Genomic DNA, 20,963 nt, shown 5'->3' with positions numbered 1-20,963 from the left:
TTCTTGAAAAGTGGAAAAAGGCCAACAAGTCGTCAACGTAAAGCCATGGAGTGGGCAGGCATACGAGATTCAAAGGATTGGTTAGTCATCAAAAGCTTGCCTTATGAATTGCATATCGTCCACAAGATGACTGGCCAAACCAAGGAGGTGCCAAATGGCTGATTTAGAACATCCGGATATTACCCAAGCTCTTAAAACAGGTTATCCGAATTTAGTTGCACAACCTGAACATGCTGGAACTGATTATTTTGGAAATGAAATTCTTATCGGTGACTCTATCATTATTGATCACAAAAATGGTGAAACGATTTTAGAAGATAGTTTGGAAGATTACTTGATGGAAGTACTAGGTTTTCAATTTAGAACTGCAGAATAAAAGACTCCTGTTGGAGCAGGAGTCCTAAAAAAGGTAAATCGCTTAATAATATTTTATACACTTTTGTATCAAATATGCAACAGGAGGAAGAGAAAATGTATTTCGATTCTAAAGGACGCACAGTATTCAGTCCAGAAACCGACTTATTACAACCTCTGTATAAGTTACTAGAACAATATGAACCTTCCATAGGTGGTAGTCATCTATTTGAAGATTTAATAGAAAACTATGAATACCTTGATTCGATGTTAAAGGAAGGTGAAAAACTAAATGGATGCATTGAAGCGAATCAAGAAAGACCGCGATCATCTTCTTCGGGAAATATCGGAAGCGAAGATGAAAATTGAAGTTAATACTCAGTCCAATGAATCCCTTTCACAGTCGATTGAGCGTCATGAGAAATTGGTGAAGGAATATAACGAAATCATTGAGATTGTGGAAGGGGGGGGATGAAAGTAATGGGGGCCTATGATACTCCAACTAAAGATTGTCCTTATTGCAAATCGGAAATGGAAGCTGATTATGTAGATGTAGGCGTAGGAATGGTGCAATGCGGTCCTTATCATTGTTATGAATGTGGAGCAAGTGAAATAGGACCAGAACTATGGGATTGGTACTACCAAGATAGGAATGGCAACACCATATTCTTAACAGGAAAAAGAAAATATTATGGTTGGGCAAAGAAGAAATATAAATGGAGTGGTCAACCTGTTTTAAAGCCAGGACACCCATTTTCAAATACTGAATTAGAAACTGGTTATTACCAAGGTGAAATATCTCCTTATGCAAATACAGTAGGTGGTCAGCTTGTTGATCACATAAAAGCTAAACAAGCTTATAACATTGGTTTGTTGGATGAAAAGGAAGTGAACTAATTGGAAACTACAAACGGCGCTGAAATTAAAAAAAGCGAAAAGGCGAAAGTCATTATCTACTCAAAGCCCGGTGACGGTAAAACAACAGTTTCTGGATTGCTACCTGGGAAAACGTTGGTGCTTGATATTGATGGAACAAGCCAAGTATTACAAGGATACTCAAATGTGGATGTCGCAAAGATTGATTCAAGCGATCCTCACCAAAGCATTTTAGATTTTTATGCACATGCAAAAGCGGATATCGCTAATTACGATAACATTTTTGTGGACAATCTTACTCATTATCAAAAACTTTGGTTGATGAGTAAGGGAGAAAAAACTAAAAGTGGAATGCCGGAGTTAAAAGATTATGCATTATTTGATAACCACTTACTGAAAGTTATTGAAACATTCAATGGTTTAGATGCCAATGTCATCTACACTGCTTGGGAAACTACACGCAGCATTATCCATGATGACGGGCAGCAATATAACCAATTCATTCCGGATATTCGTGACAAAATCGTTAATCACGTTATGGGAATCGTGCATGTTGTAGCTCGATTGATTAGAAAAGCAGATGGGACCCGCGGATTTATTTTGGAAGGTAACCAGAGCATTTTTGCCAAGAATCATCTTGATAATCGTAAAGGCTGTGTTCAAGAAGAAATATTAGTATCAACCACAAATGAAAATACAGGGGGAAATAAATAATGTCATTCTTTAAATTTGATGAAGAAAATGCAAGTACAGGATTTGAATTAGTAGCAGAAGGTAAATATGAGGCAGTAATTGTTAATGCTGAAGCTGGTCTAACACAAGCTAAAAAACCTAAATTATCAGTTGACTTTGAGATTCGTAGTGATGTGCCGCAAAATCATCAAGGTGCAAAAGTGCTTTACAATACATTCACCTTTGAACATGAGGTTTCTGTACGGATAGTCAACTCATTATTAAAAGCATGTGGTTTTTCTAACAATCATGCATTCAGTTCAGCTGAAGATATGGCAAAGCAGTTGATCAATAAAAACTTAAAAATCACTGTTAAGCATGAGGATTATGAAAAATTGGTTGATGGTGTGAAACAGAAACGCACTGCTGCTAAAGCAAAATATTATGATGTGTCCGATGTGAATCCAATTTCCCAAGGTGGAGGAATAACCATCAGTGACGATGATATCCCATTCTAAATAAAACTAAATAGAGAAGTTGGTATTATACTAGCTTCTCTTTTTTATACCCAAAAACAGTGGAAAGAGGTGAAAAACGGTGGCGAAGAGTCCAAAAACAGGTATGTACGGCATCTGGAGTAGTGTTAGCAAACAGTTTGTATTCGGTATTCAAGAGCCGACTAAATCTAAAGCAATCCGGAAAATTAAAACGAAAATAGGTCACGATTGGGCGAAATGGCGTTTTAGTACAAAGGCAATTCACATAAGTCACGCCCATATGTTTCGTCAGGGACTGATTTACAAAGACCGAGAGTAGGAGGGGCACCATGAAGGAAAATCCATACAATTTCAACGAAATCCCTGCCGAATTAAAAGCCCTTCCTCAATGGATTTTGTGGAGATCGGAAAAGCGAAATAACAAACCAACAAAGGTTCCATATCAAGTAAATGGAGATATGGCTCAGGCGAATAATAGACGTACTTGGTCGACATTTGCAACAGCAGTCAAATTCTACTTAGAAGGCGACTATGACGGCATAGGGTTTGTATTTAGCCGGCAGGACAATTACATCGGGATCGATATAGACAAATGCGTTGTAGATGGAAAGACTAATACTCTTTCAACAGAAATTATCGACACTTTAGATAGTTATACGGAGTTTTCTCCTTCTGGGACCGGAGTCCACATCATCATTAAGGGGAACCTTCCACAAACTGTTCTAGGGACTGGCCGAAAGAACACTAAGCATGGCTTAGAAATTTATTCATATGGACGTTACTTCAGTTTCACTGGTAATCGTGAAAATTCTAATGACGTATATGAGCGTACAGATGAAATTGCTGAAGTATTTGAGCAATATTTCGATGACAGTGATATTCAAGGTCGTGTCAACTTAGCTGAATTTGAGAAAGACGAAATCACTATAACAAACGATGCTTTATGGGAGAGAATTTTCCGAAGCAAAAACGGTGATGAAATACGGTCGTTATTCAATGGGAATCTGATAAATGATGATCATTCAGCGAGTGATTTGGCTCTATGCAATCACCTTGCATTTTGGACAGGTAAATCTTCAACACGAATGGATACTATGTTTCGTGAATCAGCTCTTATGCGTGATAAATGGGATGTTATCCATTTTAGAGATACAAATGAAACGTATGGCGAACGAACGATAGCAACAGCCATTTCTGCCACCTCTACAACAATATTAGATAACAAGGAACAATTCGCAGAATTCTCTTTTGACTTCCACAATGTTGAGAAAGAAGTTGTGGAGGAAAAGCCGAAAAAGAAATTCCGATTGAATGAATTAGGTAATGCAGAACGGATTGCATATGAATATGGCCATGTTATCAAATATGTATCCGATATGGGTTGGTTAATCTGGGACGGTAAACGTTGGAAATTTGATAATAAGAAACAAATCGAACGTATCGCTAACAAAGTAATTAGGGGGTTAGAGAAATCAGATGATGAACTTGAAGTGAAATGGGCGCGTATGTGTGGCAAACGTAATATACGGATTAACTCCATTAAAGACTTAATGCCTTTGGTGCCAGCTGAAAGAGAAGATTTCGATAAACACAAATACTTATTTAATGTTGAAAACGGGATTATCGATTTGAAGACCGGTAAGTTGCAGCCTTATGATCGTGAATTAGGATTAACGAAAATCACCAATGTTGAATTTGATGAAAATGCAAAATGTCCAGAGTGGCTTAAATTCCTTGAACAGATTTTCTTAGGAGACAAAGAATTAATCGAATACATGCAGCGATTAATTGGTTACTCCCTTACTGGAGAAATCACTGAACAAATAATGGTTTTCCTAATCGGTGGTGGATCCAATGGAAAATCAACTTTCATTAACACCATTAAGGACCTCATGGGCGAATATGGGAAGCAAGCTAAATCAGATACTTTCATCAAGAAAAAAGAAACTGGCGCCAATAACGATATTGCACGATTAGTAGGATCTCGTTTTGTTTCTGCAATCGAAAGTGAAGATGGTGAGCAGTTATCTGAAGCATTCGTTAAACAGATTACAGGTGGCGAACCCGTACTTGCTCGCTTCCTTCGCCAAGAATATTTTGAGTTTACACCAGAATTTAAGGTTTTCTTCACTACAAATCACAAGCCAGTCATAAAGGGAGTAGACGAAGGTATTTGGAGACGTGTTAAATTAGTTCCTTTTAACCTCCAATTACCAAAAGAAAAACGTGATCTTAAACTTCCAGAAAAACTATCGCTTGAAATGCCTGGAATATTAAACTGGGCCATTGAAGGTTGCTTGAAGTGGCAGCAGTCGGGGCTGAAAGAACCAGCAATAGTAAAGAAAGCAACCGGCGACTATAAAGAAGATATGGATATCCTCGGGCCATTCCTTTATGAGTGCTGCTACATTCCAATGATCGATGAAGTAAAAATTGAAGCAAAAGAACTTTATGAAGTTTATTCGAATTGGTGCTTTAAAACCGGTGAGCACGCATTAAAAAATCGGTCATTTTATCGAATGCTTGAAACGAAGGGTTTTAAAAAGAAAAAAGGCAATCAGAATAAAACATTTATTCATGGAGTTACTTTAAAGGAGCGAAAAGGTAGCCATTTTCAGCAAAAGTTAACCGAAAATGACGGTAATGGCAGTTTCAAGTTAGTTTAGTAACTCCTTCAAATTGTGGCTTGAGGCCAATAGTATCAAGGGTTTGAGTAATTATTAATCTATTAAAGTTACCTTTTGTTATTTGTTTTGTATATAAATAAAAAAATAAAAAAATATAAATATATATATATAGAGCATTTAACTCCAAAACAGGTAACACTTAATAACGAATTCCTTCAAACCCTTACGGCTCTAAGGATTGCGTGGTTACATTTTAATAACTTTTCGTAAAAATTGGTTAATTATTAGTAACGTAATTTAATAGTTTTCGATATAGAGGTGATAGATTTGCAAGTTTTATTGATCCTTAGTCAAATTTGGAAATCGGGTGCAAACATCTATTTTGATGAAACGGATGACCGGATAGCGATAAAAAATCAAAATTTAATTCCGCCAGAAGTGATGGAAGTTGCAGAACGGGATTACGTAGCAATTGATGAATGGTTTAATTCATGGAATAACGCTAGTGCTGAGAAAATCACTCTTATGAAAATGGTTCATCAAATCTGTGGATGGCAGCATAACGAAAAATTGAATGCCTGGTTATGCAATGAAGAGGGCACATTCGCTTTGTTTGATGAATGGATGTGCTCACTTGCTAGGAATGGATGGAACGACATTTATGAAGATTTTCGGCAATTTGAAAATGATGAATCTAATAAATTGGCAAAAGAATTATACATACGTGCAGTCAACTATGCCAAAAAGCAAAATAAAGCAGGTGAATGAAATTGATTTCCTACCATTACTCAGATACGGAATTAAATAAAATACTAAAAACATTAACGATAGTTGTTGATACTCGTGAAAATGTAAACGGCCATATACTTGATTATTTACGGCAAAAAGATATTCCAGTGAAAATTCAAAAACTGGACACAGGCGATTATGGCTGCATGATACCGAAAAATGAAGAATTGGGAATAAGTCGAGATATTTATTTAAGCAGCAGAGTGGAACGTAAAGCTCATATGGATGAAATTACAGGAAATCTTCAAAAGGATACACAAACAGCATTTGAAAATGAATTAATTCGCTCTAAAGACATTCCCTTCACTTTGATTGTAGAAGACTTACACGGTTATGAAAAAATGCTAAAAGGAAAGTATCGTTCCAAGTACAATCCATTAGCGTTGCTCGGAAGACTTAATACATTCAAAGCAAAATACAATTTTGAAATCGTATATTTAGATCAAAAATTCAGTGGGAACTGGATATATCACCATTTTTATTATCAGGCAAAACATTATCTTAGGACTGGTGTTTTTTAATGAAGGCTATGAGTGGACAAAGATACAAAGCTTTCTGTCCAGCCTGTAAATTTACTGTTTATTCGGGGAAACACATACGCCTGAATAGTTATAAATTCAAATGTACATGCGGGTGTCATTTTGTCTTAGATATTAACTTTGCTAGAAAGGATTGAACTATGTTCTTACGTCAAAGAGTCGAACTTGAAAAAGACTTTTATAAAAATGAATTGTTGAAAATGGGATATTTCAAAACGCCAGAGGGATTGCAGCTGTATGAATTAACGTTGAGCGAATTGGAGGATATCTACAAAACTGAAAAAGCGAGGGGAAAACATGACGAATAAGGGTAAACGTCGTTTGAAGAAGTCTCTGGCCAAAAGAAAAAAGGATCGTGTAAAGCGTGCATTTAGAAACATCTTTGTTAAGTCCGGTTTTCTTGAAGGAAGAAATAGATAAGGGGTTGGACGGATGTTCATTATCGTAGCTTTCATCATTGGATCTTGGGTCGGAATGTTCTTCATGTCATTGTTTTCAGTGGGTGCTTATGAAAAAGGATTTAAGGATGGAGGTAAATACATTGGGAAATAAACATTCTCTTAGAAATATGGTTTTGGAAGATATCAATCAGGAAAGAAATCGTCAAGATGAAAAATGGGGAATTCAACGGCACGATTTGGGGACCTGGCTCACTATTTTAGTTGAGGAAGTGGGGGAGGTTGCCCAAGCAATGCAAATAAACAAAGGATGGGGCAAGGAAACTGATGCATCCAACTTATATAAAGAATTGATTCATGTATCAGCTGTATCGGGAGCAATTGCTGAACAATTATTGGAGGAACAGAAATAATGGCCAGGCAAATACAGCCGGTTATTATCCGTCGCCAAAGGAAGCATGAAGCTGAGCAGGCTATCAAGGATTTATTAGCGAGGGGATTTGAGGTTGTTTCCCCTCTTAAACAAGAAAAACCTCAATCTGAAATACTTCATAATTTCACATTCGAGCAAAGGCGATTTCCGGTAGAAGATTTTTCGTCTCCTTGGATTGCTAAGTTGAGAAGAATTGTTGAATAAAAGGAGGGATTCCATTGCTGTACTTGTACGATCCGAGAACCAATATTTTAACAGAAACAACGTATAAGGAATTGGAATTGTTAACGGGAAAATCGTTTTCAAGCCTAGCTACTCATAAATCAAGAAAGATGAAGTTATCAAATATAAATTGCTATTTAGCAGACCATAAGACCACAGTGCAGCAGCGTAAAGATTGGTATGTGAAGGAGAAATACCATAATGAAGTGTGGAAGACCATAGAAGGTTCAGACGGAAAATTCCTAGTTTCTAATTATGGTCGTTTCAAGCGATTATACAAAAGGTCAGAAATGTTTTTGCTTCCTTATCTCCATAAGCGTAGTGGGAACTTAATGGTAAAGTTGCAATTTAAAAACAAGGTTAAGAAATACAACGCTTCTCATTTGGTTGCTTTTCACTTTGTAGGTAATCCCAAGCCAGGGGAAGTGTTGTATCATAAAAATTTAATAAAGACTGATAATTATTTTGTAAATCTTGAGTACATTACCAAAGGGAAACTTGGTAAAAAGACGGGATTCAAGTCTAAAAGTAAACCAGTAGTAAGGCTTGATAAAGATACTATGGAAGTTTTGGAGGAATATAGGTCAGTACGTGAAGCCGGTAGGAAATGCTTCTTCTCATATCAAACCGTTTTGGATCGCTGTAATAATAAGACTCAAAAAAGTGATGGAAATGTGTTTATGTTCGCTGAAGAATATGAATCGCTGCGTTTACAGAATGCAAAACTGTAGACAAAAAATGTTAGGAATCTTCGGACTAAAAAAAGACCACGACATGTGATCCTTTAATCTGAAGATAGAATGAAGCCTAAGGAATTTCTCGGGATATAGGATTATTTTAAAATGTTTCTTTGAAATTGGTACAACAACTTATCTAACTCTTGACTAGATTTAACGGTTTCGGGGTGAGAAAGGCCTTGTAACATACCAATTTCAATTAAATGGGTTCTCAAGTAATCAATCTTACAATTCAATTCGTTAAGGGATAACACTAATAACCATAACCTTTCTCTAGGTAATATATAATAACTAATCAAAAATTTGTCTAAAAAGTAATTATATACAAAAAATAACGATGAGAAAAGAACTAAAAATTTAATAAATATTACCAAAATAATTTTTGACAACTTGAACGTACAGTACGAATAAACTGCGACACAAAAAAAGTAACCATCAAGGCCAAAGATAGTTACTAGTCCGAAAGGGTTTAATGAATGACAGACTATATTATATGTTTGCAAAGGACAGGAGGTTCCAATATGGGATATTCCCGAGAAGAACAAGAAACTTCATTAGTTTTCGATAACAGTACAGGCGAGTGGACCGTTTACTCTACTGTGCCGAAACACATTCGAAAACTCACTAACTTAACAGAGTTATTCGTCTTAGAATCCGAGGATGATAGACCGATAGCTGTTAGGGGAACATTGACTGAAAAACAGGTCACCATGAAAAAAGAACGTGTCTATACAGATGAGCAAAGGGAAAGAGCTGCTGAAAGACTTTCTAAAGCTAGAAATGCTTTATAAATAAAGGAAAACTTTCATCAACTATCTATATTGAAGCAATTAGTCTACTTATACATTCAAATAAAAATAACAGCTATTAATAGGAGGAATATTCAATGTCAAAAGTACAACTTAGTCAAAAGGAACAACATTATGCAGATACACGGGAGCAAGCAGAGGAAATTGTTTCAGCTGCTAAAGAAAACGACAACCTTCAAATGCACAAGATCACTGAGAAATATAACAAGTACGGTCAGTATTTCTTAATCGATTTAACATTCGCTTATCAAACTCCTAAAGAAGTAATGGAGAATCCGCAAAAAGAAAATGCACCGGAAGGACAAATGAGCACAGATGATTTAGAAGAGCCGCATGAAGGTGTGGAATACACGATTGAGAAAGATGGTTCAGCAAGTGTTAGCCCTGACCAACTAAAAATGGATGAAGAATTAATCAATTGATTGAATAAAAATCCCTGAGCTTTAGGCTTGGGGTGTTTTTGAGAAATGGGGGATACAATGAGCTTTAAATTACCTGAATTAGATCGGAATGCTACACAGTCAGCTGTGGAGTCTCATTTGGAAATATATCGCCTATATAAATACTTAATCTTTGAGGAACGTGAAGCATCGGTGACAGCAAGCTCAGAAGTACGTTATCATGGCCCAACAAATCAGACTAGTGATCAAACAGGAGATATTGCCATCTATAATGCGGATCAACAAAGATACCAAAAAGATTACTGTGAACGTACCGAATGGGCTGTTCGAAGATTACCTAAAATGGAGCGATTTTTAATTGAAGAACGTTACATGTCCCAAGACAGTGATTATATAAATGATTTTCAAGTGTATTGTTATAAATTCCAACCTCCAATTAGTCATGTGACTTATGGAAAGATTAGATGGAAAGCCTTCTATCGCTTGGCTTTAACTCTTAATCTTGCTGTAACTGTAGGTAATTAGTTTCAAAAATGTTTCAAAAAACTTTCAAAATAATTTAGAAATATTTTCATATAACTTTCATTCATTTGGATTTGGGTGTGGTAAATTTATAGCATAGAGAATAAAGAAAAGAGGCGGGCGGCACTTAAATAGTGTCGTCTTTTTATGTCATTATTTGACGAACGATAGTGTTTGTCCAAATGGTTCTTTTTACTCATAATTGTGGGTAGGAGGGGATCAAAATGAAAATAAATTTGACAATCGAACAGGAACAGATGAAAGAGATAGTAAAAGTATGTGTAAAAAAATTGCAGGATCATTACTCTGATATAGAACGGTTAAATAGTAGCGAAGTTGATAAAACCTATAGAGAAATGGCAGATGCTGCTCATGAATTGCATATGCAATTAGAACCTAAGCCAAAACTTACAAAGGCGGTTATTAAAAATAGTGATATGAGTCCAGAGGATCCAGAGTTTTACTATCACTTACATCCGTCAGAAGATTTATTAGCTTATCTTGAAGATTCTACAGCAAATGATGACAATCCTGATATATCAATGGGGAATACATTTAAGTTTAAGGTTTTCTCCAATAGATGGGGACATCATGACGATTATTCTATAGTTAGAAATGAAGAAGGTTGGAAAATATCTTTTAATGCATATGATATTCAAGGAGACACAGAAGCAACTCCTGCATTAAAAACAGTTTTAGGGCATGACTTTATAAGTTATCCTGAAGATATCGGCAGTTATTTCCATTCGGTTTGGGTAAAGGCTGAGGAAGGACTTTCTGTAGAAGAAGTACAGCAAATGTTGAATGAAATAGCTGAATGGATTTCTGAAACGGAGAAAAATTCTCCCAAGCACTTATTAATTTAAAAATACTTAACTAAAGCATCCTTTCAAGGGTGCTTTTTATTTTGAAGGAATTTATCTGATTTTGTCGAATGAATAGGGCTGAAGGGAGATGTTTTGAAATGGATATAGAAGTGGAGTATTTATGGTTTGAAATTTTCAGAGGTAATTTAATACCGAATAATTCATTTAGTTACAAGTTAATTACTGTTAGTGAAGGATTAGATATTGATACACCTGAGGGGTTAGAAGAAGTTAATAATAAATTATCTTTGGCAATCAATAAGCCTATAACAGAATTTAAAGTTATAGGTGTAACAACAGTTTAGGGATCCATTAATTTGGGTGCTTTTTTCTATGGGGAAAGAAGGGGGGAGGAAATAAAAAACGACCCATCAAAGGGTCAGATGCTTTTCTTCATGCCACAATTGCGACACTCGCGAATATAGACATAGTCCTTAACGGAACTTTTAAACTGGGCTTTACCACAATTATCACATTTACCACTATTAATATCAGGGTGGTCTTTATAGTCGTAAACAATAGATGTATCATAGCCGTTGTATTTTTCTTCAGTCAATACTGATCACCTTCAATAATGGATTCAACTTTATATATGATATCAGATTGTATAATAAGTTGCTGGTAATAATGAAGTGGAGGTAAAATAATCCAAGGGAGGAGTTGGCTTATTTGAGTGAACATTCTTGGTTAATGATGATTTATGAAAATCCAGGCTTTGCATCTTGGAATATTGGGCGACATATATATTTGTGGAATGGTGACGATGATATGGCAGACTTAACTCCAAGAATTTCTTCACCTCATGTTGATGTTCTTGGAGAAGATGAAGGTAATAGGGCTTATTATAGATTGAGTTCAATGATTCGTTTATTAAGCGCTATTAGAGTATTGAATGGTCACGATAAGATTCATTCTTTTGGAGATTTAGGGTTATATTTTTATAACCAAAATAGATACAAAAGACCTTCGTATTATAGTAAGGATGTAGATATTGAGTTTGAAGAATTAATGAATCCTTTCGATGATACAATTGCTAAGCAAGTAGAAGAGCAAGCTGTTGGCCAACCTTCAAATAGAAGTGAAGATATTGTTAGATTAGCTGTATTGGATCCTTTAGTAAGAGAAAATCTTTTACTTCTTTCTTTAGGTGAAGAACAGATTCTTTATCTGCTGATTAATACTTATAAAATTTTCGAAAATATTCTTAATGAATTAGACCTTGGTAAGAGTCAAGGTAAAATTGTCAAAAGGAATGGACCTGAAATATCCGAAGAGCTTCATTCTGCACTTGTCTCTTTGCTGAAACATACCGGATTTATTAATACCAAAAAAGGAGGGGCAGGATTTTTATCAAGACATGGACAAACTAAGGATCGGGCTCCTAAAGAAATACCAACAATCCAGGATGTAAGACATTCTTTAATTGATGTAATGAATAATTGGCTTGATTTTAAACGTAATGAATATTTTGGGAAATAAATTATCAAGCACCTTAAAGGTGCTTTTTATTGTGGAAAAGAAAGGTGAGGGTTGAGTATGGATGGGTGAATACAAGACTGAGGAACAGAAGAAGAAGTTCTATAGGACAGGTGACTGGAACAGGTTAAGGCAGCAGGCGTTAGAGAGGGACAACAATGAGTGCCAACAGTGTAAGCGTGAAGGAAAAGTGCATGTGGACTCAATCAAGGTACAAGGTGAACGTAAGAGTGTAGAGCTCAACGTCCATCATAAGTATGGGATAGAACACTATCCAAAGTTAGCATTGGTATTAGATAACCTTGAAACCTTATGCCTGCAATGTCATAACAAGATGCATGATCGTGTGTTTGGAGCGACAAAGGAGAAGAAGTGGGATGATGAAAGGTGGTAATGACATGAATAACAATGCTGCAGTAGAAGCTTTGATATAAGCTAAAGATAAGTTAATTCAACAAAATGTTTCCATTAGTGAATCAGTGTCTTTATAGACAGGCAGACCAATTAAATGCCGATTTTGATATGAATAATAAAAAAATTGAAGATATAAATGCAGCGATCATTAAATTAGGAAATGAATAACACCCCCCGGTCAAAAGTTTCACCATTTTTTTGAAACCCGGGGACCGGGGAGGGGGCCTAACTCGCAAATGTTTTTTTAAAATTCACGCACGTAAGGGGTATGGATAGAGGGGAGGGGGTAGCATGAGCGATATATTAGAGCAGCTGAAAGAACAGCTCTTGCTGCGGATTGACACTGATGACTTGCTGGAAGTCGATAAAGTGATTCGGTACATTAAATTGCGGGAACTGGATTCAGCATGCAATGAGGCCATTGAACGCGATGGAGCAACTATCGTCATAGAAAATGGATCACAGAAATTTATCAAAGCTCATCCAGCAATGAACGAAAAGAATAAATTGAATTCACAAATGATTGCACTTGAAAAAAGTATAAATTTCTCTAACGGGAATCTTGTCCCTTCCTCTTCATCATCAACTGTGGAAGAAAAAAAGAGTGATTATGAATCAAGTGATTTATTATGAGTATTCAAAAATATGTTGATGATTATATTCACCTGTATGAAACAGGACAAATAAAACTAAACGAAGAGCGGATACTGTTAATCCAATTTATACAAAGAAACATTACTAATAATGATCAAGTTTATTTTAATGACGAATTGATTGAGAATTGCATTGCATTTGGTGAGAAGTGGTACTTCCCATTAACTGCATTTCAAAAGTTCTTAATAGCATTCGTCTTTTTATTTTGGAAAAAGAACAATCGAGTGGTCTTCCGTAAATTCCTTTTGATGCTTGGCCGTGGTGGTGGGAAGAATGGTTTGATTACCGTAATTTCAAATTTTCTTATTAGCGAGCTTCATGGAATTGAAGACTATAACATTTCAATTGTGGCCAATAGTGAAGAACAGGCCAAAACATCCGTTGATGAAGCTTATAAATGTGTGAAAAAACATGAAGTGCTACAGCGTGCTTTTAAAGCAACGTTAACTAAAGTTGTATCAAAGAAGACCAATTCTATCTTTACATTTAGAACATCAAATGGTGGTACGAAGGATGGATTGCGGGACGGTGCTGTTATCTTCGATGAAATCCATCAATATGAGGATAACAAGGATGTACGTGTTCATATTTCTGGTCTTGGTAAAAAACCAAACCCGAGGGAGTTCTATATTGGTACCGATGGTTATGTTCGTGAGGGCTTCTTAGACAAACAAAAGGAAAAGGCCCTGAAAGTTTTAAAGGGAGAGGCCCGTTGGAATTCTCTCTTTCCGTTTATTTGTAAGTTAGATGATGAATCAGAGGCAGACAATCCCGATCTATGGGAAAAAGCAAATCCAATGTTATGTGAGCCCCGGAGTGATTATGCCCAGGGTCTTTTCGATACAATCCATGAAGAGTACGAAGAACTGGAAGACGATCCTTCGAACTTTGAAGAATTCATGACGAAACGGATGAACCTTCCTAAGGTCGATTTAGAAAAATCAGTAGCAACTTGGGAAGAAATCGAAGCAACTAATCGAGAAATGCCTGAACTTCAAAATAAAGAATGTATTGGGTGTTTAGACTTTGCATCCATTCGTGACTTTGCAGCATGCGGTCTTTTATTTAGAGATGAAGCGGAAAATTATATTTTTAAATCTCACTCATTCGTGCGTAAGGAATTCGTCGATAAACATTATGCTTATTCTAAAATGACAAGTGATAATGTGAAAAATCAAAAGAAAGTAGCTCCTATTCGTGAGTGGGAAGAGCAAGGTTTATTGTCTGTTATTGACTCACCAACAATAGATCCTCGTACTATTGTTCAATGGTTTGTAGAAATGCGTGAGCATTATTTGATTAAAAAAATTGTTGCAGATAATTTTCGTATGGAAGTTTTAAGGCCGGTTTTTGAAGAAGAAGGATTTGAAGTAGAGATTATTAAAAATCCACGAGCTATCCATAGTTTATTAGCGCCTCGGATAGAAACGGCCTTCGCAAATCATCAAATTATATTTGGTTCTAATCCAATGATGCGTTGGTACACAAATAACGTACTTGTCGTTATTGATAAACGTGGGAATAAGGAATATCAGAAAAAAGAACCAGTTAAACGTAAAACCGATGGTTTCCAGGCATTTGTTCATGGCATGTATCGAGCAGATGAAATTTCAGTGGGTGTGGAGTTCTTCTTAGCAGACATTAAATTTTAGAAGGGGGGTGAGAACAATTGGGTTTTTTAGAAGCGATATTCAAAAAGAATAGTGAACTTGGTTTTATGTTCGATGTGGAATTAATACCAGACATTTCGAAGCGTATACACATGAAAAAGCTTGCCATTGATACCTGTGTTTCCTTCCTTGGAAGAACCATAAGCCAAACAGAATTCAGAGTGAAAAAGGGTAAAGAATTTGTGAAGGATGAAATTTATTACCATTTGAATGTAAGGCCAAACAAAAACATGACGGCAACAACATTTTGGGAAACCTTTGTTCACAAATTGGTGTATGACAATGAATGTCTTATCATTCAATCTGATGATGGCGACTTACTAATTGCAGATAGTTTTGAACATAAGCAATTCGCCGTGTATGAAGACATATTTACCAAGGTTAAAGTTAAAGATTATGAGTTTGCTCGTTCCTTTTCTCAAGGAGAAGTAATTCATATGAGGTACAAAAACGAAAATTTAACTCCGTTAATAGACGGGTTATTTACTGATTACGGTGAATTGTTCGGCCGTATTCTAAATGCACAAAAACGAAAAAATCAAATTCGTGGGACTGTGGACATGGATATGATTGCTGCTAAAACTGAAGAGCAGCAGGCTCAGTTACAGTCCTTCATCGACAATATGTATAAAGCAGTCGCAGAGAAAGATGTTGCCATAATCCCTCAACAGAAGGGGATAAAGTATTCTGAACTGACGAACGGTGGCGGTTCGGTAAATGGTCAAAGTGTGGATGAAATTAATAAAGTAACGAATGGGTTTTTAGACCAAGTAGCCCTTGCAATGGGAATACCACTCGGATTATTGCATGGGGAAATGGCCGATGTTGAAAAGCAGACAAAGAACTATATGTTATTTACTGCAAGTCCTTTATTAAAAAAAATAAAGGATGAAGCGGATGTCAAGTTCTTTACCAAAGAAGAATTTCTAAATGGTGATTGTATTGATATTAGGAAGGTTTCATATCAAAGCATATTCGACTTAGCTACTTCGATAGACAAAATAAGAGCTTCTGGAATTATGAATGGAAATGAACTAAGAAGCGAGCTTGGTCTTGAAAGGGTGGACGATCCAATGATGGAGAAGTATGTGATGACCAAGAATTATTCCGAAGTACTTGAAGGAGGTGAGAATGAAAATGGCAATGACGATTGATATTAAAGGGCCTATTATTTCAAATGATGAAGCTTGGATTTATGAGTGGTTTGAAATGGAAGCAACAAGTCCAAATATGGTATCGAAAGCCCTGGCTGATGCAAATGGGGATGATGTGATTGTCTCGATTAATAGCCCAGGCGGATATGTGTGGGATGGTTCAGAGATATATACAGCTTTAAAAAATTATTCTGGTAATGTTGAAGCCCAAATAGTAGGACTAGCTGCTAGTGCTGCTTCAGTTATTGCTTTAGGAGCAGATAAGGTCCGTATCTCACCAACCGCACAAATAATGATTCACAATGCCTCATCGGGTGGATATGGTGATCATCGAGATATGAATAAGACTGCTGAATGGCTAAGAGTCATAGATAAATCTATTGTAAATGCCTATGTGATTAAAAGTGGAAAGTCAGAAGAAGAATTGCTGGATATGATGGCAAATGAGACGTGGATGGGTCCTCAAGAAGCTTTAGAAAATGGCTTAGTAGATGAAATTATGTTCATGGATAATACTATTAAATTTACAGCTTCCTCGACAGGACCAAGTATGATTCCACAACAAGTGATTAATGGAATTAGAAATAAAATCATGAATGAAAAATCAACAAAACCTGATGATCCATCGAATTTTGTGACAGAAGGTTCTTTAAAGAAAATGTTTGCTGATTTAAAAAATGAACTCACAAATGAATTAACACCTAAACCAAAAGAGCCTGAACAAGTACCAGCTGCAAAGCGAAACTTGAGCAAGCTCTTTTTAAAATTATAAAAAATGGAGGAAACAAATAATGACTATTAAATTCAACAAATCAGAAACGTTCAACGAGGCAAAATCAAAATTAACGGCCGTGTTAGCAAATGAGGAGGCGACCGAAGCGGATCAAACAAAAGCCTTTCAAAACTTCTTTGATGCCTTGCAATCCGAAGTAGTAAATACAGTCCGTACACAGGTGAATGATGAAATGCTTGATCGTTCCATTCTTCAACAGCGCGGACAGAACGTACTAACTTCTGAAGAAACAAAATTCTTTAATGCTGTGGTTAAAGATGGTGGTTTTAATGATGAAGATACTCTTCCGGTCACTACACAAGAAAGGGTATTTGAGGACTTAGTATCAGAGCACCCTTTACTTGAAGCAATTGGCTTACAAGATCTTGGAGCGGTCACTAAATTTATTTATTCTGATGCAACTAAGGCATACGCATGGGGTCCGTTGTTTGGTGAAATCAAAGGACAGGTCAATGCAGCATTTAGAGAAGAACAAATCGGTCAATTGAAATTAACAGCTTTCGCGGCTATACCAAACGATATGCTTGATCTTGGACCTGAATGGGTTGAACGTTATGTTCGTACTCTATTGGTAGAAAGCTATTCTGTTGGTTTAGAATTTGGATATGTTAATGGCGGTGGTCCTTCTGTTAATCAACCTGTCGGATTGATGAAAAACGTTGCTACAAATGGAGCAGTATCCGACAAAACTTCTTCTGGAACATTAACATTTGCTCCTTCTCAATACGGAGAAGTGATTGCTGGCGAACTCTACAATGTTGTAAAAGCTCTTTCTGTTTCTGCGCCAACGGAAGCAGATCCTGAAGGCAAATCTCGCAAAGTATTAAATAAAATCGTAATGGTTGTAAATCCAATTGATGCCATTGGTGTACAAGCAAGGAACACCATTCAGACTGCGAATGGCCAATGGGTAATGGCATTACCTTATAACATTCAAACTGTTGAATCGGAAGAGGTGCCTGTTGGAAAAGCACTTTTCTTTGTAAAAGGCCAATACCTGGCAGCCATTGCCGGAGGTTACAAGCTGAAGAAGTTTGATCAGACACTTGCTATTGAAGATGCAACACTTTATACAATCAAACAATTTGCGAATGGTAAACCAAAGGATAATAAAGCTGCATTGGTCTATGATCTGGATATTACGTTTGCGCCTGCACCAGAAGGTGTTTGATTGGAGTGAGGTAAATGGAGGATGTATCATCCGACCTATTGGAAGAATTTAAGGAACGCATGCATATTTCCCATTCGATTGAGGACGACAATTTAAAACGATTGTTGTCCTTTTCTATTGTGGACTTGCGGGAAAAATGCGGTCAGTTTGATGTTGAAAAAGACTTGAGGGCCAAGGAGCTTGTTTTTGAACGTACTCGATACAGTTATAACGATGCCCTTGAATACTTTAATGACAACTTTTTAAGCCAGATTAATAGTTTAGGTTTATCGATTGCACTGAAAGAGAGTGATTCAGATGCAGCCATTTAAATATAAGCCACCAAGGGTTAATACAGGGGATTTACGTACTCCTATTACTTTTTATGAGTATGGAACAAATGAGGGGCCGGAACCAGGCGAATCTGAAAAAAATGTTCTATATCAGACTTGGGCCGCAATTGATAATGTTTGGTTGAAAGATTTGGAGATAGCTAAAGCAAATGGGACCTTATCTGATATCACCATTAAGATACGAGATCCACAAGCTGATTATATCCCTAATAATAAGCATTATCTTTCTATCGATGCTCCTGAATACCGTGACAAGCGATTTAACGTTAAACACGTTCAACCTGACTTGCAGAACAAGAAATTCATCACTATTGTGGCAGGTCTAACCGAATGAGTGTTAAATTGACAGGTGCAAAGAAATTGATTGTGGATATAGAAAAACACATCGGCAAATTGAAGATGCAGCAATTAAGTGATAGGGCCTTGAAAAAGGGTGCAGAGGTATTTGTCAGGGAATTAAAAAGCCAGTTTGAATCCTTTAAGGATACAGGTGCTACAATCGATGAAATGACTATTTCCGAACCAATGTGGGAGAATGGTTTCCGTACCATTAAGATTCATTGGAAAGGTCCTAAAGACCGTTACAGGATTATCCACTTGAACGAATTTGGTACAGTTAAAAACCCAAACCCAAAAGGTAAGGGAGCCATTGCAAAGGCTATGAGAAGCGCCGAGAAGGAATATCGAAACACCATAAAAAGGGTGATAAAGGAGGGGATTTGATGGATGTATTAGGGATTGTATATAACGAACTGATTGCTGACCCGATTATTAAGGAGAAGGCTGCAGGAAGGTTTAAATTTTATGAGTTTCCTGAAACAAGTAGCGTAACAACGGCTCCTAATATCATCATAGATCCATTGGATGTTCCTCTGCCTAAAGATTTTGCTGATGATACTTGGCTAACATATGACTGCCTTTATCAAATTGAAGTGTGGTCAAAGAATAGAACCGCGACAAGAGAATTATCTGAACAGATTGGTAAAGTCATGTGGAATTTTGGATTTCATCAAAGGCCTGGTGTGGATGAATGGGATGAGGATACAGGTATTTATCGGGACGCCAGAAGGTATCGAGGAAAGTTATACAGAGATGATCTAGACACTTTATAAGTGTCTTTTTTTATTAATTATAAGGAGTGATTGTGAATGGCAGGCGAAAAGACGTATAAATCCACTACAGGGGTACAAGAATTTTATTATGCAACATTAGCTGAATCGGGAGTTGAGGTTACCTCAATGGAACCTGAACGTGTGAGATTCCTACAGGAAATCACAGTGGAGATGCCGCAAGAAGCAGTTAGGGCATATGGTGACAATACAACAGCTGAAATTGCCGTATCAAACGGAAATATCAGTGTTACATCAGCCTTCCACAAGTTACCTGCGGAGGATAAACAAATATTGTTTGGATTGGAATCTAACGAAGGACTATATTCATTTGGCCCTGACGATTTCCCTCCATATGTGGCTTGTGTATTTGCTAAAACCTCACAAGATGGAACAAAGGAATGGGTAGGCTTACCAAAAGGAATATTCATGCGTCCTAACATTTCCAGTAAGACCAAAGAAGATAGTGTGGAATTTCAAAACGAGGAAACTTCTGCAGAATTTATGGATCGTGATGTAGATGGATTTGATAAGCCTAAATCTGTACTTTTCGGTATAGACAAAAAAGGCGAAACTACTAGCCGTGATGCACTCTTCCAAGCTATTTTTGGAAAAGCCTATCCTGGTACTGGCGCACCGGCGGGGGTGTAATAAATGAGTGAGAAAAAGAAATATCAAGCCATTGCTGATTTTAAAGACCTTCAGGACAAGGGTAAGATATATCGTAAAGGTGATTCATTTCCTAAACCGGGTAATAAAAAGGTTGAGGAAGAGCGATTAGAGGAATTGTTGTCCTCTGATAATAAGATGGGAAAACCAGTCATTAAAGAAATCTAAGAGTGGGCTAATGCCTGCTCTTTTTTTCATTAGAAAAGGAGACGTGTTGAAATGGCTAACTTAAAACGCAATATGATCAAATTGGTGAAAGAAGTAAAAGAAGAGGAAGTCATTACCGAAACATATTTAACTCCCGTTTTTATTCCATTTTCAGTAGTATACGAGGCTATTGATATAGAAGATGAGATGAATAAGGATAATCTAACTGATAAAGAATTTTTCGATAAGATGATAGATATTGTAGCCAATAAAATTTACAACAAGCAATTTACACCACAAGACTTAATTAACGGCCTGCATGCACCTGATGCTCTTGAGACCCTTCAAGAACAAATTATTTTTGTGTCCAGAGGGTATCAAAGCGATGAAACAAAAAAGTTTATGGAGAAGAAAGGTTAACGGATGAGGACTTTTCTCCTGCTAAACAAAAGGAATATATGGATAAACTCATCCTTAAGTATGTGAAAAACGGGAAGGACATCAATGAAGTTTTAAACATGCCCTTTCACTTTCTAATTGAAATCCTCAGCGAAGAAAATAAGCCAAGACATGAAAAGTCCCTAATTACCGCATTCGGAGGATAGGGGCTTTTTTTGGCATGTGAAGGGAGG

35 protein-coding genes are annotated in these 20,963 nt (G+C 36.7%); 33 read left to right on the top strand and 2 right to left on the bottom strand.

Going from position 1 to position 20,963, the window contains the following annotated elements; translation table 11 throughout:
* The first annotated feature begins 3 nt into the window (after positions 1-3).
* From ACQKFG_RS15380 to ACQKFG_RS15320, 13 genes are all read left to right on the top strand, one after another.
* Positions 4-162, top strand: coding sequence for a DUF6906 family protein (locus tag ACQKFG_RS15380; protein ID WP_427560353.1), 159 nt, complete (start codon positions 4-6; stop codon positions 160-162).
* Positions 155-376: a YqaI family protein gene (locus ACQKFG_RS15375; RefSeq protein WP_427560350.1), complete on the top strand. Its 222-nt coding sequence runs from the start codon at positions 155-157 to the stop codon at positions 374-376. The genes ACQKFG_RS15380 and ACQKFG_RS15375 overlap by 8 nt, the downstream gene beginning before the upstream one ends.
* A gap of 95 nt (positions 377-471) precedes the next feature.
* On the top strand, positions 472-723 hold the full coding sequence (locus ACQKFG_RS15370; RefSeq protein WP_427560347.1) for a hypothetical protein: 252 nt from the start codon (positions 472-474) through the stop codon (positions 721-723).
* A 111-nt stretch (positions 724-834) separates the two neighbouring features.
* On the top strand, positions 835-1,251 hold the full coding sequence (locus ACQKFG_RS15365) for a hypothetical protein (RefSeq protein WP_427560344.1): 417 nt from the start codon (positions 835-837) through the stop codon (positions 1,249-1,251).
* Entirely contained in the window at positions 1,252-1,944 is a 693-nt protein-coding gene (locus ACQKFG_RS15360) for an AAA family ATPase (protein WP_427560341.1), read from the top strand.
* Positions 1,944-2,420, top strand: a complete 477-nt coding sequence (locus tag ACQKFG_RS15355; RefSeq protein WP_427560338.1) for a DUF669 domain-containing protein — start codon at positions 1,944-1,946, stop codon at positions 2,418-2,420. Before ACQKFG_RS15360 ends, ACQKFG_RS15355 begins: the two co-directional genes overlap by 1 nt.
* 308 nt (positions 2,421-2,728) lie before the next feature.
* Positions 2,729-5,065, top strand: coding sequence for a phage/plasmid primase, P4 family (locus ACQKFG_RS15350; protein ID WP_427560335.1), 2,337 nt, complete (start codon positions 2,729-2,731; stop codon positions 5,063-5,065).
* Between the two features lie 279 nt (positions 5,066-5,344).
* Positions 5,345-5,794 (top strand): hypothetical protein, encoded by a 450-nt coding sequence (locus ACQKFG_RS15345; RefSeq protein ID WP_427560332.1) that lies wholly within the window; start codon positions 5,345-5,347, stop codon positions 5,792-5,794.
* A 2-nt stretch (positions 5,795-5,796) separates the two neighbouring features.
* Entirely contained in the window at positions 5,797-6,336 is a 540-nt protein-coding gene (locus ACQKFG_RS15340) for an ERCC4 domain-containing protein (protein ID WP_427560329.1), read from the top strand.
* Between the two features lie 158 nt (positions 6,337-6,494).
* Entirely contained in the window at positions 6,495-6,662 is a 168-nt protein-coding gene (locus ACQKFG_RS15335; protein ID WP_427560326.1) for a Fur-regulated basic protein FbpA, read from the top strand.
* Positions 6,663-6,895: 233 nt separating this feature from the next.
* The gene (locus tag ACQKFG_RS15330; protein WP_427560324.1) at positions 6,896-7,165 is read left to right on the top strand and encodes a hypothetical protein; all 270 of its coding nucleotides are present in this window, start codon (positions 6,896-6,898) and stop codon (positions 7,163-7,165) included.
* Positions 7,165-7,389, top strand: a complete 225-nt coding sequence (locus tag ACQKFG_RS15325; RefSeq protein WP_427560321.1) for a hypothetical protein — start codon at positions 7,165-7,167, stop codon at positions 7,387-7,389. Before ACQKFG_RS15330 ends, ACQKFG_RS15325 begins: the two co-directional genes overlap by 1 nt.
* 14 nt (positions 7,390-7,403) lie before the next feature.
* Positions 7,404-8,138, top strand: a complete 735-nt coding sequence (locus ACQKFG_RS15320) for an NUMOD4 domain-containing protein (protein ID WP_427560318.1) — start codon at positions 7,404-7,406, stop codon at positions 8,136-8,138.
* A 101-nt stretch (positions 8,139-8,239) separates the two neighbouring features.
* Here the strand turns inward: ACQKFG_RS15320 and ACQKFG_RS15315 are convergent, their stop codons facing one another.
* Positions 8,240-8,398 (bottom strand): Spo0E family sporulation regulatory protein-aspartic acid phosphatase, encoded by a 159-nt coding sequence (locus tag ACQKFG_RS15315; RefSeq protein WP_427560805.1) that lies wholly within the window; start codon positions 8,396-8,398, stop codon positions 8,240-8,242.
* A 267-nt stretch (positions 8,399-8,665) separates the two neighbouring features.
* On the opposite strand from ACQKFG_RS15315, the gene ACQKFG_RS15310 reads away from it, so the two are divergent.
* From ACQKFG_RS15310 to ACQKFG_RS15290, 5 genes are all read left to right on the top strand, one after another.
* Entirely contained in the window at positions 8,666-8,935 is a 270-nt protein-coding gene (locus ACQKFG_RS15310) for a hypothetical protein (protein ID WP_427560315.1), read from the top strand.
* A 95-nt stretch (positions 8,936-9,030) separates the two neighbouring features.
* Complete coding sequence (locus tag ACQKFG_RS15305; protein WP_427560313.1) at positions 9,031-9,375, top strand: organic solvent tolerance protein OstA; 345 nt, start codon at positions 9,031-9,033, stop codon at positions 9,373-9,375.
* A gap of 57 nt (positions 9,376-9,432) precedes the next feature.
* Complete coding sequence (locus ACQKFG_RS15300; protein WP_427560310.1) at positions 9,433-9,879, top strand: ArpU family phage packaging/lysis transcriptional regulator; 447 nt, start codon at positions 9,433-9,435, stop codon at positions 9,877-9,879.
* A 221-nt stretch (positions 9,880-10,100) separates the two neighbouring features.
* Entirely contained in the window at positions 10,101-10,742 is a 642-nt protein-coding gene (locus ACQKFG_RS15295; protein ID WP_427560307.1) for a hypothetical protein, read from the top strand.
* 98 nt (positions 10,743-10,840) lie between these two features.
* Complete coding sequence (locus tag ACQKFG_RS15290) at positions 10,841-11,047, top strand: hypothetical protein (protein ID WP_427560304.1); 207 nt, start codon at positions 10,841-10,843, stop codon at positions 11,045-11,047.
* Positions 11,048-11,121: 74 nt separating this feature from the next.
* On the opposite strand, the gene ACQKFG_RS15285 is transcribed toward ACQKFG_RS15290, so the two are convergent.
* Entirely contained in the window at positions 11,122-11,298 is a 177-nt protein-coding gene (locus ACQKFG_RS15285) for a hypothetical protein (RefSeq protein WP_427560301.1), read from the bottom strand.
* 113 nt (positions 11,299-11,411) lie between these two features.
* On the opposite strand from ACQKFG_RS15285, the gene ACQKFG_RS15280 reads away from it, so the two are divergent.
* From ACQKFG_RS15280 to gpGT, 15 genes are all read left to right on the top strand, one after another.
* Positions 11,412-12,221 (top strand): hypothetical protein, encoded by an 810-nt coding sequence (locus ACQKFG_RS15280; RefSeq protein WP_427560298.1) that lies wholly within the window; start codon positions 11,412-11,414, stop codon positions 12,219-12,221.
* A 61-nt stretch (positions 12,222-12,282) separates the two neighbouring features.
* Positions 12,283-12,612 (top strand): HNH endonuclease, encoded by a 330-nt coding sequence (locus tag ACQKFG_RS15275; protein WP_427560295.1) that lies wholly within the window; start codon positions 12,283-12,285, stop codon positions 12,610-12,612.
* Between the two features lie 311 nt (positions 12,613-12,923).
* A complete protein-coding gene (locus tag ACQKFG_RS15270) occupies positions 12,924-13,265 on the top strand; it encodes a P27 family phage terminase small subunit (protein ID WP_427560292.1) in 342 nt (113 codons plus the stop codon).
* On the top strand, positions 13,262-14,938 hold the full coding sequence (locus tag ACQKFG_RS15265) for a terminase TerL endonuclease subunit (RefSeq protein WP_427560289.1): 1,677 nt from the start codon (positions 13,262-13,264) through the stop codon (positions 14,936-14,938). The genes ACQKFG_RS15270 and ACQKFG_RS15265 overlap by 4 nt, the downstream gene beginning before the upstream one ends.
* Positions 14,939-15,003: 65 nt before the next feature.
* Positions 15,004-16,110 carry a phage portal protein gene (locus ACQKFG_RS15260; RefSeq protein WP_427560802.1) on the top strand — a complete coding sequence of 369 codons (1,107 nt, stop codon included), beginning with the start codon at positions 15,004-15,006 and terminating at the stop codon, positions 16,108-16,110.
* Complete coding sequence (locus ACQKFG_RS15255; RefSeq protein WP_427560800.1) at positions 16,094-16,882, top strand: head maturation protease, ClpP-related; 789 nt, start codon at positions 16,094-16,096, stop codon at positions 16,880-16,882. The genes ACQKFG_RS15260 and ACQKFG_RS15255 overlap by 17 nt, the downstream gene beginning before the upstream one ends.
* Positions 16,883-16,901: 19 nt before the next feature.
* Positions 16,902-18,074 (top strand): phage major capsid protein, encoded by a 1,173-nt coding sequence (locus ACQKFG_RS15250; protein WP_427560286.1) that lies wholly within the window; start codon positions 16,902-16,904, stop codon positions 18,072-18,074.
* A 14-nt stretch (positions 18,075-18,088) separates the two neighbouring features.
* Positions 18,089-18,385: a phage gp6-like head-tail connector protein gene (locus ACQKFG_RS15245; RefSeq protein ID WP_427560283.1), complete on the top strand. Its 297-nt coding sequence runs from the start codon at positions 18,089-18,091 to the stop codon at positions 18,383-18,385.
* Positions 18,372-18,740, top strand: coding sequence for a phage head completion protein (locus ACQKFG_RS15240; protein ID WP_427560280.1), 369 nt, complete (start codon positions 18,372-18,374; stop codon positions 18,738-18,740). Before ACQKFG_RS15245 ends, ACQKFG_RS15240 begins: the two co-directional genes overlap by 14 nt.
* Complete coding sequence (locus ACQKFG_RS15235) at positions 18,737-19,129, top strand: HK97-gp10 family putative phage morphogenesis protein (protein WP_427560277.1); 393 nt, start codon at positions 18,737-18,739, stop codon at positions 19,127-19,129. Before ACQKFG_RS15240 ends, ACQKFG_RS15235 begins: the two co-directional genes overlap by 4 nt.
* A complete protein-coding gene (locus tag ACQKFG_RS15230; protein WP_427560274.1) occupies positions 19,129-19,518 on the top strand; it encodes a hypothetical protein in 390 nt (129 codons plus the stop codon). The genes ACQKFG_RS15235 and ACQKFG_RS15230 overlap by 1 nt, the downstream gene beginning before the upstream one ends.
* A gap of 36 nt (positions 19,519-19,554) precedes the next feature.
* On the top strand, positions 19,555-20,166 hold the full coding sequence (locus ACQKFG_RS15225) for a major tail protein (protein ID WP_427560271.1): 612 nt from the start codon (positions 19,555-19,557) through the stop codon (positions 20,164-20,166).
* A 3-nt stretch (positions 20,167-20,169) separates the two neighbouring features.
* Positions 20,170-20,352 carry a hypothetical protein gene (locus tag ACQKFG_RS15220; RefSeq protein ID WP_427560269.1) on the top strand — a complete coding sequence of 61 codons (183 nt, stop codon included), beginning with the start codon at positions 20,170-20,172 and terminating at the stop codon, positions 20,350-20,352.
* A gap of 51 nt (positions 20,353-20,403) precedes the next feature.
* Entirely contained in the window at positions 20,404-20,751 is a 348-nt protein-coding gene (gene gpG / locus ACQKFG_RS15215; protein ID WP_353871436.1) for a phage tail assembly chaperone G, read from the top strand.
* A gap of 38 nt (positions 20,752-20,789) precedes the next feature.
* Entirely contained in the window at positions 20,790-20,936 is a 147-nt protein-coding gene (gpGT, locus tag ACQKFG_RS15210) for a phage tail assembly chaperone GT (RefSeq protein WP_427560265.1), read from the top strand.
* Positions 20,937-20,963: the final 27 nt, after the last annotated feature.

Origin of the sequence: Peribacillus sp. NPDC076916 (assembly GCF_050269675.1) — a bacterium.
Classification (GTDB): Bacteria; Bacillota; Bacilli; order Bacillales; family DSM-1321; genus Peribacillus; species Peribacillus aracenensis.
The sequence above is the reverse complement of the archived record's forward strand: the minus strand, read 5'-3'. Positions and strand labels throughout refer to the sequence as shown.